This is a genomic window from Acidovorax sp. Root219 (assembly GCF_001428665.1).
Classification (GTDB): domain Bacteria; phylum Pseudomonadota; class Gammaproteobacteria; order Burkholderiales; family Burkholderiaceae_C; genus Acidovorax.
On record NZ_LMIJ01000015.1, the window covers coordinates 1 to 17,081 of the forward strand.

The 17,081-nt window shown below is 67.6% G+C and carries 17 protein-coding genes; 9 read left to right on the forward strand and 8 right to left on the reverse strand.

From position 1 onward, the window contains the following. Positions 1 to 58: 58 nt before the first annotated feature. The 4 genes from dapA to ASE28_RS17965 form a co-directional block, all read right to left on the reverse strand. The gene (gene dapA, locus ASE28_RS17950; protein ID WP_057267876.1) at positions 59 to 967 is read right to left on the reverse strand and encodes a 4-hydroxy-tetrahydrodipicolinate synthase; all 909 of its coding nucleotides are present in this window, start codon (positions 965 to 967) and stop codon (positions 59 to 61) included. A 260-nt stretch (positions 968 to 1,227) separates the two neighbouring features. Continuing rightward, positions 1,228 to 1,569 (reverse strand): hypothetical protein, encoded by a 342-nt coding sequence (locus ASE28_RS17955; protein WP_057202156.1) that lies wholly within the window; start codon positions 1,567 to 1,569, stop codon positions 1,228 to 1,230. Positions 1,570 to 1,601: 32 nt separating this feature from the next. Continuing rightward, positions 1,602 to 2,729, reverse strand: coding sequence for an acyltransferase (locus ASE28_RS17960; RefSeq protein ID WP_057267877.1), 1,128 nt, complete (start codon positions 2,727 to 2,729; stop codon positions 1,602 to 1,604). Between the two features lie 87 nt (positions 2,730 to 2,816). After that, complete coding sequence (locus tag ASE28_RS17965; RefSeq protein WP_057267878.1) at positions 2,817 to 3,071, reverse strand: hypothetical protein; 255 nt, start codon at positions 3,069 to 3,071, stop codon at positions 2,817 to 2,819. Positions 3,072 to 3,136: 65 nt separating this feature from the next. Between ASE28_RS17965 and ASE28_RS17970 the strand changes: the two genes are divergently transcribed. The 5 genes from ASE28_RS17970 (at position 3,137) to ASE28_RS17990 (ending at position 8,552) form a co-directional block, all read left to right on the forward strand. Further along, positions 3,137 to 3,367 (forward strand): hypothetical protein, encoded by a 231-nt coding sequence (locus ASE28_RS17970; RefSeq protein ID WP_007849068.1) that lies wholly within the window; start codon positions 3,137 to 3,139, stop codon positions 3,365 to 3,367. Next, positions 3,364 to 3,855: a molybdenum cofactor biosynthesis protein MoaE gene (locus ASE28_RS17975; RefSeq protein WP_057202159.1), complete on the forward strand. Its 492-nt coding sequence runs from the start codon at positions 3,364 to 3,366 to the stop codon at positions 3,853 to 3,855. Before ASE28_RS17970 ends, ASE28_RS17975 begins: the two co-directional genes overlap by 4 nt. 146 nt (positions 3,856 to 4,001) lie before the next feature. Continuing rightward, complete coding sequence (gene clpB / locus ASE28_RS17980; RefSeq protein WP_057267879.1) at positions 4,002 to 6,611, forward strand: ATP-dependent chaperone ClpB; 2,610 nt, start codon at positions 4,002 to 4,004, stop codon at positions 6,609 to 6,611. Between the two features lie 52 nt (positions 6,612 to 6,663). Beyond that, the gene (locus tag ASE28_RS17985; protein ID WP_057267880.1) at positions 6,664 to 7,005 is read left to right on the forward strand and encodes a hypothetical protein; all 342 of its coding nucleotides are present in this window, start codon (positions 6,664 to 6,666) and stop codon (positions 7,003 to 7,005) included. Between the two features lie 107 nt (positions 7,006 to 7,112). After that, positions 7,113 to 8,552, forward strand: a complete 1,440-nt coding sequence (locus ASE28_RS17990) for a coniferyl aldehyde dehydrogenase (protein WP_057267881.1) — start codon at positions 7,113 to 7,115, stop codon at positions 8,550 to 8,552. Here the strand turns inward: ASE28_RS17990 and ASE28_RS17995 are convergent. Continuing rightward, a complete protein-coding gene (locus tag ASE28_RS17995; RefSeq protein WP_057267882.1) occupies positions 8,524 to 10,368 on the reverse strand; it encodes a hybrid sensor histidine kinase/response regulator in 1,845 nt (614 codons plus the stop codon). The two genes, ASE28_RS17990 and ASE28_RS17995, sit on opposite strands and share 29 nt — an antisense overlap. Then, on the reverse strand, positions 10,355 to 10,990 hold the full coding sequence (locus tag ASE28_RS18000) for a response regulator transcription factor (protein WP_057202164.1): 636 nt from the start codon (positions 10,988 to 10,990) through the stop codon (positions 10,355 to 10,357). Before ASE28_RS18000 ends, ASE28_RS17995 begins: the two co-directional genes overlap by 14 nt. A 184-nt stretch (positions 10,991 to 11,174) precedes the next feature. Here ASE28_RS18000 and ASE28_RS18005 point away from each other — a divergent pair, with 184 nt between their 5' ends. From ASE28_RS18005 to ASE28_RS18015, 3 genes are all read left to right on the forward strand, one after another. Next, positions 11,175 to 11,729 carry a hypothetical protein gene (locus tag ASE28_RS18005; protein ID WP_057267883.1) on the forward strand — a complete coding sequence of 185 codons (555 nt, stop codon included), beginning with the start codon at positions 11,175 to 11,177 and terminating at the stop codon, positions 11,727 to 11,729. Between the two features lie 133 nt (positions 11,730 to 11,862). Next, a complete protein-coding gene (locus tag ASE28_RS18010) occupies positions 11,863 to 12,384 on the forward strand; it encodes a GNAT family N-acetyltransferase (protein WP_057267911.1) in 522 nt (173 codons plus the stop codon). Positions 12,385 to 12,391: 7 nt separating this feature from the next. Beyond that, a complete protein-coding gene (locus ASE28_RS18015; RefSeq protein WP_057267884.1) occupies positions 12,392 to 13,543 on the forward strand; it encodes a methyltransferase in 1,152 nt (383 codons plus the stop codon). 25 nt (positions 13,544 to 13,568) lie between these two features. Here ASE28_RS18015 and ASE28_RS18020 read toward each other — a convergent pair whose 3' ends face one another. Next, entirely contained in the window at positions 13,569 to 14,114 is a 546-nt protein-coding gene (locus ASE28_RS18020; protein WP_057267885.1) for a hypothetical protein, read from the reverse strand. Between the two features lie 130 nt (positions 14,115 to 14,244). Here ASE28_RS18020 and ASE28_RS18025 point away from each other — a divergent pair, with 130 nt between their 5' ends. Then, positions 14,245 to 15,210 (forward strand): tRNA-dihydrouridine synthase, encoded by a 966-nt coding sequence (locus ASE28_RS18025; protein WP_057267886.1) that lies wholly within the window; start codon positions 14,245 to 14,247, stop codon positions 15,208 to 15,210. A gap of 1 nt (position 15,211) precedes the next feature. Here the strand turns inward: ASE28_RS18025 and ASE28_RS18030 are convergent, their stop codons facing one another. After that, positions 15,212 to 17,056 (reverse strand): phospholipase D family protein, encoded by a 1,845-nt coding sequence (locus ASE28_RS18030; RefSeq protein WP_082608129.1) that lies wholly within the window; start codon positions 17,054 to 17,056, stop codon positions 15,212 to 15,214. Positions 17,057 to 17,081 lie beyond the last annotated feature (25 nt).

Below are 17,081 nucleotides of genomic sequence, written 5' to 3' on the forward strand. Positions count from 1 at the left end.
GACGCAATCTACGATGTCGGAGACCGGCCGCCTATCCAGGGCGCGGCGACCATGATGTCTAGAGGGCGCGCAGGCGTTGCACCAGGTCTTGCGAGGCCACCATCATGGGTGCGCGCAGTTCATTGCGCATCTCTCCTGCATGCGCGAGCATGGCCTTGAGCGGGGCAGGGTTGGGTTCTGCAAAGCAAGCCTCGATCCAGGGTTGCAGGGCCTGCCATGTGCGGCGGGCCTGGGGTAGATCGCCCCCGCGCAGCAAGCCCACGAGTTCCACAAACTGCGGTGTCTGCCAGTGCGCGCAGGCAGAGATGGCGCCCGCGCCGCCCAGCGCCAGCGTATTGAAGATTTGCGCGTCTTCACCCGTCAGCACCTGGAGGCGGCCATCCGCGATCAGGGCTTGCGTCTTGGCCGTGCTGCCGCCGCAGTCCTTGATGGCCTGGATGCGTGGGTGTGCCGCCAGTGCCAGCAGCGTCTCGGGGGTGAGTGTGGCGCCCGTGCGGTACGGAATGTCGTAGATGACCACGGGCACCGTGCTGGCGTCGGCGATGGCGCGGAACCAGTGCAGCAGACCGTCCTGTGACGGGCGGATGTAATGCGGTGCGGACACCAGCAGGCCCGCCAGCGGGTAGCGCGCCAGTGCCTGCACCTGGTCCAGTACCTGGCGCTGGTGGTAGCCCGAGACTCCCATCACCACGGGCAGGTCGCGGGCGGCTTCGAGCGTGGTTTCCAGCACCTGCAACTGCTCGGCCTTGTCCAGGGCTGCGGCCTCCCCGGTGGAGCCGCAGGCCACGAAGCCCGAGACGCCTTCGGCACGCAGCCGGGCTGTCAGGGCGGCGAGGGCAGGGTGGTCCACTGCGCCGTCCTTGAACGGCGTGACCAGGGCGATCCAAAGACCGCTGAAGACGGGGCTGGTGGGGTGGTTGGCTGTGGCAGCAGGTACATCCGCAGTGGCAATCGTCAGGGGGGACATGCGAAAACATCCTTTCAGGGTTCGACCAAGGGAAGAACCGCCAGGCTGCGCGCGCGGAATACCGGGAAAGAAAGGGGGAGGGGAAAAGGGAGCTGTCTTTCTGCCAGGGGTTCCGTCGCTCATCCGGACGGAACCACAGCTCCGGTCAGATGAGCTCTGGTTTTTTGGCTTTGACCACGCACGGCACGGCCACCGCGGGTGCGGTAGGAAGGGCCAGGGTGCAGTGGGTGGTCATGGCGAGCAGTATAGCGGGGAGCGCGTCAGCCCTGCTCGGGCGCCGGCTCCACAGGGGCGATCAGTTCGGGGCACTGCCATACCAGCAACTCGGCCAGGCGCGTCACGATCCAGGTGGCCTCGGATACGGAGACGCCGGACTCGGCGGTGCACAGCCCGGCATGGATGCGCCGCAGGATCTCGGTTTCGGAAGGTGCCTGCACGTGGTAGAGCGTCTGCGCATGCTCCACCAGGTGCCCGGCCAGGTCTTCGCACAGCTCGTAGCGCGTGCGCACCACGCTTGCCGGCTCGCGCAGGCGCTGGCGGGCATCGCTGTACACGGCCATGAAGGACGGGGGAACGTGGATCTGGTTGTCGTCGTCGTGCATGGCGCAGGCAGGTCGAAAGGGCAATGGAAGGGTCAGGCCGCGGCGCTGTCCGGCACGCTGCTGCGGTTCTTGCTGCGAAAGCGCTTGCCGTAGTCGATCATGGGCTGTTCCACGGTGTAGTACAGCGCAGTGGCCAGCAGCAAGGTGGCAATGACGACGGTGAGGTGGGCGCCTGCGCCCGACCATTGCAGGTTGGCATAGACCACGACCATCACCTTGGCATGGACGAGGTACAGCGAATAAGAAATCTTGCCGATGTAGCGCACCAGCACGTCCTTGATGGGCGGCAGCTTGAGGAACAGGATGAACACGCAGGCCAGGCCCACGGCGGCCAGCGGCTGCGGCGCCAACCCCACCACGACCTGCCACTGCGACCACAGCAAGATCAGCAGCAGCGCCACCGGCCACAGGATGCTGCTGGGGATGCGCCTGAGCACCTTCTCGTACCGGTAGATCACCGTGCCCATCACGAAGAAGTACAGGTAGCCCACGATGTTGGACTTGATCAGCACATGCTGCAGCAGGGGCGTGAATTCCACCCCGGCGTTGCGCGCCTGGGCCAGGTACAGGAAGTCGAGCGCGCCGGTGTTGGTCGTCTTGATCCAGGCGATGGACAACAGGGTGGACAGGACCAGCACGCCCAGCCAGAAATGCCGCCAGCGCACGCGGTGCGCCACCAGGGCCAGCACCACCACGATGGCATACCAGAAGAGCTCTACCGTGAGCGTCCAGCCCACGTGCACGCGGTCGAAGAACAGGCTGCTGCGCACGGACAGCTGCTGCAGGTTGAGCAGGTTGAGCAGGAAATGCGGGTAGTCGTTGGCCACCAGTTGCCGGAACCCGGGGACCAGCGACACCTCGACCAGCACGATGCCCACCAGGGCCACCCAGTACACCGGGAAGATGCGAAAGAACCGTGCCTTGGCATAGTCGCCCAGGCTGTTGCGCTCGGCGCTCTGGATGATGAGGTAGCCCGAGATCAGGAAGAACAGCTGCACGCCGATGCCGCCGCCATCGGGGCCGAACAGCGGCACCGGGATGCCGGCGTAGACCGAGAAGTGGTGCAGCGCCACCGAGAGGATGGCGCAGGCGCGCAGGACGTCGATGTTGTTGTCGTGTTCTACCGATTGCAGGCGCTGCGTGATGTCTGAAAATTTCATGCTGGAGTGAAATGCCCTTGCGAGGACGGTGTATGGGGCGGCCGGTCCGGCGGCACCGCACGCATTATTGGCGACTCGGCCGGGCCGTCAGTCGGGCGTGAACAGCCGCTCGAACTTCGTTCGGTCCGCATCCAGCTCGAAGGTCACCACCTGGCCCATCTTCATGTCCGACAGCCGGCAGGCGGCGAACAGCGTCGACTGGCCTGCCAGGTCCATGCTGTCCAGGTCCACCAGGGCATAGGGGTAGGGCACGAACACCTCATACGCGAAGATATCCTTGCTGCGGTTGCGCGGCGACGGGTAGAGCTTGTATTTTTCGGTGGTGATGGTTTGTGTGGCCATGTCAGGTAGGGGTACAGTTCTCTGGATCCTACAGACAATCATTTCCTTCAGAAAAAAACAGATCCATGGCAAAACCCAAGAGTGAATGGCCCACGAAGGTACTGGCGTTGATCCAATCCGGCAACCACCCTGCGGCCATCGCGCAGGTGAAAGTGGCCCCGACGGTGACCGATGTCACGCGTTTGCAGGCCCTGGTGGCCAAGCTGCCACGCACCCCCGCGCTCGTGCAACTGGAAAAAGTGCTGGAAGAGGAGCGCGCCCTGCTGGCCGCCCCCCGCCTGCACCGCTCTCCATGACTACCCGCCCGGCAGGCAGTGTCTCCATCCAGACGGCGGACTTCGACCTGTCCGCCGAAGTCGCCGCGCTGCGCCGCGAAGACCGCCGCGTGGGCGCGGTGTGCGCCTTCGTGGGCACGGTGCGCGACCGCAACGATGGCGACGACGTGGCCTCCCTGGAGCTGGAGCACTACCCGGGCATGACCGAAAAGTCCATTGCCGCGATGGTCGAGGCCGCCTTCGGGCGCTTCGAGCTCTTTGGCGTGCGCGTGATCCACCGCGTGGGGCTGCTGCAGCCGCTCGACCAGATCGTGCTGGTGGCGGTCACCAGTGCCCACCGGGGCCAGAGTTTCGAGGCCTGCGAGTTCCTGATGGACTACCTCAAGACCCAGGCGCCATTCTGGAAGAAGGAAGTCACCCCTGCGGGTGCGCGCTGGGTCGATGCGCGCGTGAGCGACGACGCGGCGCTGGCCCGCTGGGGCATTGCACCGGCCCACGGTGACATGTAAATATTGGTAATTTTGTGCGCCGCGCCTCCAAAGCAGGCGCACAAGGTGGGACTGACGCCGCCTGATGGCCCTGACCCAGGCTCGGGATGCTTGAAAAGGGTGCCGAAAGTCCCCATGTGTGACGCAATTCGGAAGGACATTCACCCATGCGTCTCGACAAGTTCACCACCAAGTTCCAGGAAGCCCTGAGCGACGCCCAGACCCTTGCGCTGGGCAATGACAACGCCTACATCGAGCCCGTGCACATGCTCGTGGCCATGCTGCGCCAGGAAGACGGGCCGCGCGCGCTGCTGCAGCGCGCCGGTGCCAATGTGCAGGGCCTGCTGGCCGCTGCGGAAAGCGCCGTCAAGCGCCTGCCGGCCGTGCACGGCCAGGAGCAGGTGCAGGGCGGCCCCGAGCTGGGCCGCGTGCTGCAGGCCACCGAGAAAGAGGCCATCAAGCGTGGTGACCAGTTCATCGCCAGCGAGCTGTTCCTGCTCGCGCTGATCGACAGCAAGGGCGAGGCCGCCACCATCGCCAAGGACAACGGCCTCACGCGCAAGAGCCTGGAGGCGGCCATCGAGGCCGTGCGCGGCGGCCAGAAGATGGACAGCGCCGATGCCGAAGGCCAGCGCGGCGCGCTGGCCAAATACTGCATGGACCTCACCGAGCGCGCCCGCATGGGCAAGCTCGACCCCGTGATCGGCCGCGACGACGAGATCCGCCGCGCTATCCAGGTACTGCAGCGGCGCACCAAGAACAACCCCGTGCTCATCGGCGAGCCTGGCGTGGGCAAGACCGCCATCGTGGAAGGCCTGGCCCAGCGCATCGTGGCTGGCGAGGTGCCCGAGTCGCTCAAGGGCAAGCGTGTGCTCAGCCTGGACATGGCTGCCCTCCTGGCCGGTGCCAAGTACCGTGGTGAGTTCGAGGAACGCCTGAAGGCCGTGCTCAACGAGCTGGCCAAGGACGAGGGCCAGACCATTGTCTTCATCGACGAGTTGCACACCATGGTGGGCGCCGGCAAGGGCGAGGGGGCCATGGACGCGGGCAACATGCTCAAGCCGGCCCTGGCGCGCGGCGAGCTGCACTGCGTGGGTGCCACCACGCTCGACGAATACCGCAAGTACATCGAGAAGGATGCCGCGCTGGAGCGCCGCTTCCAGAAGATCCTCGTGGGCGAGCCCACGGTGGAGGCGACCATCGCCATCCTGCGCGGCCTGCAGGAAAAGTACGAGGTGCACCATGGCGTGGACATCACCGACCCGGCCATCGTGGCCGCGGCGGAGCTGTCGCACCGCTACATCACCGACCGCTTCCTGCCCGACAAGGCCATTGACCTGATCGACGAGGCGGCCTCCAAGATCAAGATCGAGATGGACTCCAAGCCCGAGGTCATGGACAAGCTCGACCGCCGCCTGATCCAGCTGCAGATCGAGCGCGAGGCCGTGCGCCGCGAGAAGGACGAGTCCTCGGTCAAGCGCTTCGGCCTGATCGAAGAAGAGATCGTGCGCCTGCAAAAGGAGATTGCCGACTACGACGAAATCTGGCAGGCCGAAAAGGCCCAGGCCCAGGGCAGTGCGCACGTGCGTGAAGCCATCGACAAGCTCAAGTTCCAGATCGAGGAGTTCACCCGCAAGGGCGACTTCAACAAGGTGGCCGAGCTGCAGTACGGCAAGCTGCCCGACCTGGAGCGCCAGCTCAAGGAAGCCCAGGCCAAGGAAGATGGCAAGGACGGCGTGGCGAGCGCGCCGCGCCTGTTGCGCACGCAGGTGGGTGCCGAGGAGATTGCCGAGGTCGTGAGCCGCGCCACGGGCATCCCGGTGGCCAAGATGATGCAGGGCGAGAAGGACAAGCTGTTGCAGATGGAGGGCAAACTGCACGAGCGCGTGGTGGGCCAGGAAGAGGCCATCACCGCCGTGGCCAACGCCATCCGCCGCTCGCGCTCGGGTCTGTCCGACCCCAACCGCCCCACGGGCTCCTTCCTGTTCCTGGGCCCCACGGGCGTGGGCAAGACCGAGCTGTGCAAGGCGCTGGCAGGCTTTCTGTTCGATAGCGAGGACCACCTGATCCGCATCGACATGAGCGAGTTCATGGAAAAGCACTCGGTGGCCCGCCTGATCGGTGCGCCCCCGGGCTACGTGGGCTACGAGGAGGGCGGCTACCTGACCGAAGCCGTGCGCCGCAAGCCCTACAGCGTGCTGCTGCTCGACGAGGTGGAGAAGGCCCACCCCGACGTGTTCAACGTGCTGCTGCAGGTGCTCGACGATGGCCGCCTGACCGATGGCCAGGGCCGCACCGTGGACTTCAAGAACACCGTGATCGTGATGACCAGCAACATCGGCTCGCACCTGATCCAGGCCATGGTGGGGCAGGACGCCGAGGACATCAAGGAAGCGGTGTGGGGGGAACTCAAGAACCATTTCCGACCCGAATTCCTGAACCGGATCGATGAGACGGTGGTGTTCCATGCGCTGGATGCGAAGAACATCGAGGCGATTGCACGCATCCAGCTGCAACTGCTCGAAGCGCGCCTGGCCAAGATGGACCTGCACTTGCAGATCTCGGCCCCGGCGCTCGAAGAACTGGCCAAGGTGGGGTTCGATCCGGTGTTCGGTGCCCGTCCGCTCAAGAGGGCCATCCAGCAGCGCATCGAGAATCCCCTGTCGAAGCTGCTGCTGGAAGGCCGTTTCCCGCCCAAGAGCGTGATCCCGGTGACGGTGGACCCGGTGCTGGACCCGGGGGTCTTCCATTTCGGCGGTGCGTCCGAGCCTGCTTGATCGGGGAAAGGGCGGCCATGGGAGGCCGCCCTGTTGAAAGGAAAGGTGTCGTTTGAACAATCTTGTTTCGGCTCTGGTACGCTTTACCGTGCGTGCCCTGGTGCTGGCCATGGGGCTGGTGGTGTTCCTGAGCCTGCTGGCTGCAGCGCTGGTGCTGGGTTTGGCGTGGGCAACGCGCGCGACCTGGGCACGGCTCACGGGCCGGCCCACGACCCCTTGGGTCATGCGGGTCGACCCGCGCACGGGATTCAGCGCTGCCATGCGCTCCAGGGCGCAATGGGGGGCTGCGCGCCCGCCCGATGGGGCCGCGGAGCCTCCAGCGCCGTCGCGGCGCGGCGGGGTGCTGCCCAGCGCCGTGGAGGTGACCGACGTGGAGCCGCGCGAGCTGCGCTGAGCGCTGGTGCAAAGCCGCAACAGGCGCTGAAAGCGGTGCTCGGCATGCCCCTCTAGACGCGCCGGCATGGTCCGGCGGCAGGGGCCGGGCGCTCTATCATGCGCTCCATGACACCAGCTGACATCCACGCCCTTTTTGAAACCCAGCGGCAGGCCAGCCGCACTCAGGTCGAGGTGCCTTTGCTCGTGCGCCGCGAGCGCCTGCTGCGCATGCGCAAGCTGCTCAATGAAAACGGGGCCGTGCTGGCGGCGGCGGTGCAGGCCGATTTCGGCATGCGTTCGCCCCGGCTCACCGAGGTGGCGGATTTCTTCGTGCTGCGCACCCTGCTGTCGCATACCTTGAAGCACCTGGCGCGCTGGATGAAGCCGCAGAAGGTGCGCACACCCATCTACCTTCAGCCTGCCTCCGCGCACATACAGCGCCAGCCGCTCGGTGTGGTGGGCGTGATCGCTCCCTGGAACTACCCTGTGCAATTGGCGCTTGCGCCCGCCATCACTGCACTGGCTGCGGGCAACCGCGTGATGCTCAAGCCCAGCGAGCTCACGCCGCACACCTCGGCCCAGCTGGCGCTGCTGGTGGCGCAGTTCTTTGCCCCCGACGAATTCTGCGTGGTGCAGGGCGATGCCAACCTGGCGGCACTTTTTGCCTCGCTGCCGTTCGACCACCTGGTGTTCACCGGTTCCACGCCCGTAGGGCGCAAGGTGGCCATCGCGGCCGCGCAGAACCTCACACCCACCACGCTGGAGCTCGGTGGCAAGTCGCCCTGCATCATCGACGGCCACTGCGACATGCAGGACGCGGCGCTCAAGATCGCCCACGGCAAGCTGCTCAATGCCGGCCAGACCTGCATTGCGCCCGACTACCTGCTGGTGCCGCGCGGGCGCGAGACCGAGTTTGCCAATGCCTACCGGGCCGCCGTGGCGCGCCTGTTCCCCACCATCGAGGGCAACCCGGACTACGCCTCCATCATCACGCCGCGCCACCATGCGCGGCTGCGCACCATGCTGCAGCAGGCGCAGACGCAGGGGGCCGAAGTGCAGCCCATCGATCCCGCAGCGGGCAAGCCGGTGGTGAACACCGTGGGCACGCTGGGCGATGGGGCGAGCCGCCAGATGCTGCCCACGCTGGTGTTTGGCGTCACCTCCGACATGCAGATCATGCAGGAGGAGATCTTCGGGCCCGTGCTGCCCGTGATCTCGTACGAACGCCTGGACGACGCCGTGGCGCACATCAATGCCGGCCCGCGGCCGCTGGCGCTGTACTGGTTCGGCCAGAGCGAGGCGGCGCGCGACGACGTGCTGCGCCGCACCGTGAGCGGTGGTGTGACGGTGAACGACACGCTGATGCACATCGCCCACGACAACCTGCCCTTTGGCGGAGTGGGTGACAGCGGCTGGGGCGCCTACCACGGCGAGCAGGGCTTCCTGCGCTTTTGCCACCAGAAGTCGGTCCTGGTGCAGTCGCGCTGGGCGATGGGCTCGATGTTCTACCCGCCTTATGGCGCGCGCTTCGACCAGGTCATGGGGCTTCTTCGCCGCTGGCTGTAGCGGCTTCGGTTGGCGGGGCCTCGGTGGGTGACGGCGTGCCGCTGACCAGTTGCACGATGGCATCGCGCAACTGCCCGGTGGACACCGGCTTGTGCAGCAGCAGGGCCGAGGTGGTCTGCGCGTCGCGCAGGCGCTGGGGCGAGGTGTCCCCGGTCATGATGATGGCGGGCACCGACACCCCCAGGTAGGCACGCAGGGCCTGCAGCACCTGCTTGCCGGTCTCTTCGTGGCGCAGGCGGAAGTCGGTGATGATCAGGTCGGGCGTGCTGTCCTCGATGTGTTCGAGCGCATCGGCACTGGATTCAGCCGTGGTGCAGTGGCAACCCCAGCTTTGCAGCAGGGCCTGCATGCCCAGGCGCACCGATTCGTCGTCGTCGATGGCCAGCACATGCAGGCCCGTGAGATCGAAGTGGTTGAAGGAGGGCGGGGCCTCGTCCTCCAGGGCGCCCTGCCAGGCGTCGAGCCAGAGCCGGAACACCGAGCCCCGGCCGGGGCGGGAGCTCAGCTCCACCGAGGTACCCATCTCGCGCGCCAGGCGTTTTACGATGGCCAGGCCCAGACCCAGGCCCTTGCGGCGGTCGCGCTCGGGGTTGCCCAACTGGTGGAATTCCTGGAAGATGTTTTCCCACTGGCTTTGCGGTATGCCTGCGCCGGTATCCCACACCTCGAGCGCGATGCGCCGCCCCCGGCGGCGGCATGCAATGAGCACGCCGCCGCGCGCCGTGTAGCGTAGCGCATTGGAGATGAAGTTGTGCATCACCAGCATGACCAGCGAGCGGTCGGCATGGGCTGCGGTGGATGTCTCGTGCGTGCGGTACACCAGCCCGCAATTGTCGGCCTGCACGCCGAACTCCTGCTCCAGCGCGGTCAGCAGGGGTTGCACGGCGAAGGCGGCGGGCCGCATCTTGACGACACCGGCCTCCAGCCGCGAATAGTCGAGCAAGGTGGTGAGCATCTCTACCGCCGCGCCCGAAGCCGCCTGCGCGTGGCCCAGCACAGTGAGCTGGTGCGGGCTCATGGGGCTGCGCTGCAGGGTTTCGAGGAACAAGCCCATCGCGTGCAGCGGCTGGCGCAGGTCGTGGCTGGCGGCGGCGAGAAAGCGCGATTTGTCGCGGTCGGCGCGCTCGGCCTCTGCCTGTGCGGCCAGTGCGCGGTGCGACTCGGCGCGCAATTCGGCCACCAGCCGCTCGTTTTCGAGCTTGAGGGCGATGCTGCGGCGCGTGGCGGTGTCCCCGGTACTGGCCTGCAGGCCGGTCAGGGCGTAGTACACCAGCACCAGGAACAGGGCGGGCCACATGGCCGGGCCGCCGCTCATGGCCACGGCCACGAAGATGCCCCCGACCGCGCAGGTGAGGTAGGTGATGTAGGCGCGGTACAGCGGTGCCCCCAGGCCCAGCGCACCGGAGGAGACGGTGCTGACGATGCCGATGGCGTAGATCACGCTCTCCGGCGTGCCCCAGTACAGCACAACGTAGCCCAGGCTGCCCCAGCTCAGGCCCATGGCGGCCATGCAGGCCATGAGCTTGCGCGCCGAGTGCAGCACCGGGTCGCGCTGCGGTGCCATGCCGCGCAGCGTGGCGTACACCCCTATGACCACCAGCGCGTGCGAGACCAGCCAGATGCTGACCACCTGGGTGTCGGCCACGCGCGCCATCACCCACAGGGTGCCCAGGGCCGTGGCCAGGGATGCCAGCAAGGTCATGGGGAAGTTCTGGCGCAGCAGCGTGACCTGCTCGCGCAGGACTTCATCGCGTTCCCAGCGCCGGCGCGTCCAGGGCCAACGCGGGATCAGCGGCAGGGCTTCAGACAATGTCATGGAGCGGCGGCATGGACAGGCCCAGGCGCTGCGCGGCCAGCAGCGCCGCGCTGCGGCTGTTGACGCCCAGTTGCGCAAAGATGGCCGCCACATGCACGCGCACGGTGTTCTCGCTCAGGCCCAGGTGGCGCGCGATGACCTTGTTGGGCTTGCCGGTGCACAGCAGCGACAGCACTTCCAGCTGGCGCGCGGTGAGGCTGGGCGCAGCCGACGTGCGGGTTGTGGAGGCATTGCCGCTGTTCGGGGGAAAACAGGGCGCGCCGGACAGGGAGACGCTGATCGCCTCCAGGATGTCCTCGCCGCTGGCCGACTTGGGCAGGAAGCCGTCGGCGCCGCGCGAGCGCGCCTCGTACACCGCATCCGGCGCAATGCTGGCCGAGACGAGCACGATACGGGCGCTGGGGTAGGACTGGCGCAGCAGGCGCAGCCCGTCGAGCCCGCTCATGCCCGGCAGCTGGATGTCCAGCAGCACCAGGTCCATCGGGGCAGGGGGCAGGGCACAGGCTTCGGCAATGGAGCCCGCTTCGGCAATGGATCCCACCAGGGGGTGGTCCTGCACGATCAGGCGCAAACCGGTGCGAAACAGGGTGTGGTCGTCAATAAGCAACAGGCTGGCAGGCATCCCGTGAGTATTGCGCACAACAACGCGCCAGGGAACTGTGCGAACTAGTCCATTTGTGCGATGGACGCCGGCCCCTGCGGTTTCTAGACTTTCCCCCATGCAGTGAACAGAATGTCGCATGGCGGCTGCGCACTGCGGCGGTTGGGTCGGACCAACCATCCATCAACCACCAGGGGAATACAACATGACTGCCAGCGCTCTTCAGAACCCACCGCTTTCGTCGCCAGAGCACAAGCCCTCCGCCGGAGTGGGGGTGGGCGGCAACTGCCTTGCCCAGATCGTGCACGACAACTGCCCGGACCTGTTGGCCTCGGCAGGCGTCATCGTCGAGCACCTGGATGCACAGGCGGGCAACTGGCAGTTTTCCACCGACAACGGCCTGACCTGGCGCAGCGTGCGCACCGACCTCATCAACCGCCCTGGCTGCATGGGGCTGGCGCTGGACCGCGATGCCCGCCTGCGCGTGCTGCCCTTCAGCGGCCATCGGGTGAGCGGCGTGCGCATCGTGTTCCATACCGTGCAACGCAGCCACGGCCAGGGCAGCGGCAGCTACCGCGCCTATGCCCCGGATGAACGCGATGGTGGCTCGCGCAGCGTGACGCTGGTGGTGGGCCTGAACGCCATCAACGGCATGCCGCCGGAGGTGAAAGTGCCCCGCCCGCGCAACAAGCGTGCGCTGGCCCAATCGGCCCGCGAGCGCGCTGGGGACGGGCTCGGAGGCTCTCTGGCCATGGCCTGACGGCCCGCTTTGCTCCCCCGCCTGCGTGGGGCGCGCAGGGCCGGGTACCCTACTGGCGAGGGGTGAAAAACCGTTTGCGGCGACAATGCCGGTCCTTTTGTTTTTTCACCCCCCGTTTTCGTTCGGTTTTTTCATGTCCAGTATCCAGGTTCGTCCCGCTACGCTTCGCGATGCCAAAGCCATCGCCCAGATCCACACCGTCTCCGCCCAAGAGGCTTACAAAGGGCTGGTGCCAGACGAGCAATTGAAGTCCATGTCTTCCGTCGACAAGCGCCAGGCCTACTGGCGCGAAGCCATCGAATATTGCGAGCCCCAGGTGCAGGTGGCCATCGATGGCGAGAAGATCGTCGGCTTTGTCGGCTATGACCGCTCGCGCGATGAGAAATCCCGCCCCACCACGGGCGAAATCTGGGCCATCTACGCCGCCCCCACCCACTGGAACCAGGGCGTAGGCCTGGCCCTGTGGGACGCCGCCCGTGATGGCCTCCAGGAAGAAGGCTGCACCAATGTCACGGCCTGGGTGCCGCTGCGCAACGAGCGCGCCATCCGTTTCCACGAAATGGCCGGCTTCAAGCAGGAACTCTCCACCGCCAAGACCGCCGTGATCGGTGGCGTCAAGATCGAAGAAGTGCGCCTGAAGCGCCCCATCAACTAAGGCCCCGATGATCGAGTGGAACCACCTGGGCCAGGCCCACAGTGCGCTGTGGCGCTCCGAAAGCAGCGCCCCGCCCCCCCGCCGGGTGGTGACCGCCGATGACACCCTGTCTGCCGATACCGCCTACCGCCTAGCGTGCGAGGGCACGGGCCTGCTTTGGCAGGGCGATTTCCAGAATGCCCGCATGCTGCTGCAGGCGCTGATGCGCCGGGTGGACCGCAAGCCGGCCAAGGCGGCGGCCAAGGCCGCCGAAAAGGCGGCCACGGCCACCCCGGCGCAGGCGTTTCACCTGCACCGCCAGGCGCAAGCCCAGCGCGCGCGGGTGCTGTCGTCGGTCCTGATCCCCCTGGGGGCGGACTACGGCATCGATCTGCGCCGTGCGCCGGACTGGCGCCAGGCCTGCACCGAGGCCTGGGGCCCGGCCAGCGGCGACGGCTCGGTGGCCACGCTGCGCGAGCTGCTGGGCCTGGTGGGCGCCTACGAATGGCGCAAGAAAGGCGTGGAAGTCCCCGCCCTGGGCGAGGGCCCGCACAACCGCATCCACCCCCACTACGGCGTGTTCTCGCCCGTGCGGGGGGAGTACGTGGACCTGGTGGCAAACACCTCCTTGCCATCCACCGCCTTGGCGTTCGACATCGGTGTGGGCACGGGTGTGCTGTCGGCCGTGCTGGTGCGCCGCGGCGTGCAGCGCGTGGTGGCCACCGACCAGGACCCGCGCGCCATGGCTTGTGCGCTTGACAACCTGAAGCGCCTGGGTGTGCTCGACCGGGTGGAGCTGCTGCAGGCCGACCTGTTCCCTCCGGGGCGGGCGCCGCTGGTGGTGTGCAACCCCCCTTGGGTGCCTGCGCGCCCGAGCTCACCCATCGAGCATGCCGTGTACGACGAGGGCAGCCGCATGCTGCGTGGCTTTCTGGCGGGCCTGGCGGCCCACCTGGAGCCAGGCGGAGAAGGCTGGCTGATCCTGTCGGACCTGGCCGAGCACCTGGAACTGCGCCCGCGCGAGCAATTGCTGGCCTGGATCGCCGAGGGTGGCCTGCGCATCCTGGGTCGGCACGACGTGCAGCCCCGGCATGCCAAAGCCGTCGACGCCGGTGATGCCTTGCACGCCGCCCGCTCCGCCGAGGTGACTTCGCTCTGGCGGCTGGCGGCCATCGGCTGAACCCAGGCCCTGCGGCAGCCTCCGATTACACCGGGGACGGTGTGCCCGCAGGTTCCTGGGGCAGCAGCTGGTCCATGCGGTCGCGAATGGTCTGGGCGCGCTCGGGCCCTGCCATCTGCGCCACTTCATCCAGCAGGGCTTCGCCCACGTCGAGCATGCTGGAGCGGTCGCGCGCACCGCGCAGGGCCTCGTGGAACTGCCGGGCCAGGGCGGGGTCCCGGCGCGCGAACATGCGCTCGCAGATGTCGAACAGGTACATGCGCGTACCTGCCAGCGAGCGCAGGGCGTCGTTGGGTTTCCCTGCCGATGTTGCTGCAGGGGGCTCGGGTGTTGTCACTGCAGCCACTGTAGCCGTGGGCAGCGGCGCTTCGGGCAGGGTGGCCGGGCCGGTGAGGTAGCCCTGGCGCATGAGGTTGTCCACGATCTGCGCGCCGATGCCGTTGTACATGGCCTGCAGGTCCGACAGGGATTTGCCGTCGGCCAGCAGCAGCAGTGACCGCTCGCGCAGGCTCAGCGTGCGGACACCGGGCGAGAGTTCCAGGCGGGCTTTGTCGGTTTTTTGGAGCAGCATGGTGAAGGCGCAAGGCAATGACCCACCATTGCAGCACCGGGGCATGACGCTGTGATGACCCGCCTGCCGCACAATCGCAGGTTGGCTGCGCCCACAGGGCGGGCTTTCTTTCTGTGATGTTTGCTGCGCGATGACCCTGCTGCTCGCCCCGATGGAGGGGCTTCTCGATTTTGTGCTGCGTGACGTGCTCACCCGGGTGGGCGGGGTGGACCGCTGCGTGTCGGAGTTCATCCGCATCACGGGCACGTTGCTGCCAGACAAGGTGTTCCTGCGCTACCTGCCCGAGCTGCGCAACGGCAGCCGCACGCTGGCCGGGGTGCCGGTGCGCGCCCAGTTGCTGGGCTCCGACCCGGTGAGCATGGCCGAGAATGCGGCACGCTTGGCGGCTCTCGGGCCCGAAGGGATCGATCTGAACTTCGGCTGCCCGGCCAAGGTGGTCAACCGCCACGGCGGCGGGGCGGCCCTGCTGCAAGAGCCCGAGCGCATTGCCGCGCTGGTGGCGGCGGTGCGGCGCGCCGTGCCGGCGCATCTGCCGGTCTCCGCCAAGATGCGTTTGGGCTTCAACGACAGCGGCCTGATGCGCGAGTGCGCACAGGCCATGGAGGCGGGCGGCGCCTGCGAGCTGGTAGTGCATGCCCGTACCAAGGCCGACGGCTACCGGCCCCCGGCCTACTGGGAGCAGATACCGGCCATCCGCGCGGCCGTGGCCTTGCCCGTGGTCGCCAATGGCGAGATATGGACGGTGTCCGACGCGCTGCGCTGCCGCGAGGTATCGGGCTGCGATGCGCTGATGCTGGGGCGTGGCATGGTGGCCGACCCTGGGCTGGCGCGCGCCATCCGTGCCACGGATGCGGGGCAGCCGAGCTCGGACACCGTGCAATGGGCCGACCTGCTGCCGCACATCGCCGCGTTCTGGCAACTGGTCTGCGAGGACCTGGAGCCGCGCCAGCGCGCGGGCCGCCTCAAGCAGTGGCTGAACCTGATGCGCCGGCGCTTCCCCGAGGGCGAGGCGGCGTACCAGCATGTGCGGACCATGACGGACCAGCGCGCCATCACGGTCTGGGTGGACGCGTTGCAGGACCGCGTCACGGTCTGAATCACAACAGGTGGTCCGGGGCGAGCGGGCCGAGCAGTTGCAGCAGCAGGCGCAGCGGCGCGCTGGCATCGGGCTCGGTAGTGCTGTCCTGCAGGCCGCTGCCCTGTGGCGCGTGCCACAGCAACTGGCCGCCCGGCTGCTGCAGTTCCACGCGCCAGGCCAGTTCGCCCAGGGCCGGTTCGAGTCGGGTGGTGATGCGCCGGGACAGCTCGGTGCTGCGGATCAGCAGCGCGATCTCGGTGTTCTGCTTTTGCGAGCGCATATCGAGGTTCATGGAGCCGATGGCGACCAGACGGCCGTCCATCACCAGCAGCTTGGAGTGCAGCATGGCGCGCGAACTGCCCACCGAGCCGGTGGGCGAAGAGCCGCTGCGGCCCGAGGAGCCGCCCGGGCTGCCGAAGGCACTGCCCAGGCCGGTGAGCTCGCTGCGCATTTCGTACAGCTCCACCCCCATGGCCAGCAGTTCGGGCCGGTGCCGGGCATAGCCGGCATGGGCTATGGGGGCGTCGTTGGACGCCAGGGAGTTGGTGAGCACCCGCACCCGCACGCCACGTTGGCGGGCCTGGGCAAAGGCCTGCTTCATGTCGGGGCCGGGCACGAAGTAGGGCGAGACGATGAGCAATTCGCGCCGGGCCTGGCCCATCAAATGCAGCAGGCCGTCCACCACCGTGTCGCCCTCACCGGCATCGGCTGCGTCTGTGGACGGGAGCACCGCAGTGCCGCTGGCGGCGGCTACGCCCCCTGCAGGAGGGGCGATGCGCGCGGCCTGTCGGGCGTTGGATCCGCTGGCAGGTGCTGCGTCGGGAGATGGAGGGGCGGCGACGCCTTCGGCCGGGATCTTGGCGGGTTGGTCAACCAGCACCACAGCCGGTGCCCAGACAAAGGACACGGCGCCCAGGTCCATAGGCTGGTAGTCCCAGATGCGGCTGCGCTGGGCGCCAACACCGCCAGGGTCGTCCTGGCCCGGGGCTGGCGCGCTGGCGGCAGGGGGCGGTGGCTTGGTGTCAAGGGCCACCTGGCGTTCCCGTTCGGCAACGTCGGCCGCCTCGTACTGGCTGCGCATGGTGTCCAGTTCCTCGCGTGTGACCAGGGACTGCACGGGGTAGGCGCGCTGGTTGTTCCAGTAGTGGTCGAAGCTGCGCGAGAGGTCCTGCACGATGGGCCCGGCGGCCAGCACGTCCAGGTCCACGAAATTGCCCGCATCGGCCGTGCCGAAGTAGGCGTCGCCCAGGTTGCGCCCGCCGGTGACGCCCATGGCGTTGTCGGCGATGAAGAGCTTGTTGTGCATGCGCTGCTGCGCGCGGGAAAAATCGGCCACGGCGCTGAACATGCGCCCCATCGAGGAGCCGCGCGCGCCGGTGAGCGGGTTGAACATGCGCATCTCGATGTTGGGCACGAAGGCCAGGCGCATGACCTGCGCATCGCGCCCGGCGCTGTGGAAGTCATCGAGCAGCACCCTGACCCTGACCCCGCGTTGGGCGGCCGACACCACGCCCTTGAGCAGGCGCTCGGTGCTGGCATCGGCGTGGATGGCGTAGTACTGCAGGTCCAGGGTCTTGTGCGCCGCTTCCACCAGTGCCAAGCGGCTGCTGTAGGCCGCCTGGGGCCCGCCCAGCAGCAGAAAGCCCGAAGGGTAACGACCTGCCGCCGCCTGGCGGTTGGCCTCCACCATTTGCCCCAGCGGCGTGCCGGCAGGGGAGGCGAGGGCGGTGGATTCGGGGCGATCCACGTCCTGGGGCAACCCAGCGCAACCGGTGATCACGGCCACCGCGAGTGTGGCGACCAGCCCCATCCAGCCATAGCGGGCGGTGGCGGCAAGGTCTTTGAGAGCGATGGGGGCTGGCATTGGAGGGGACTTTCTGGATACTACA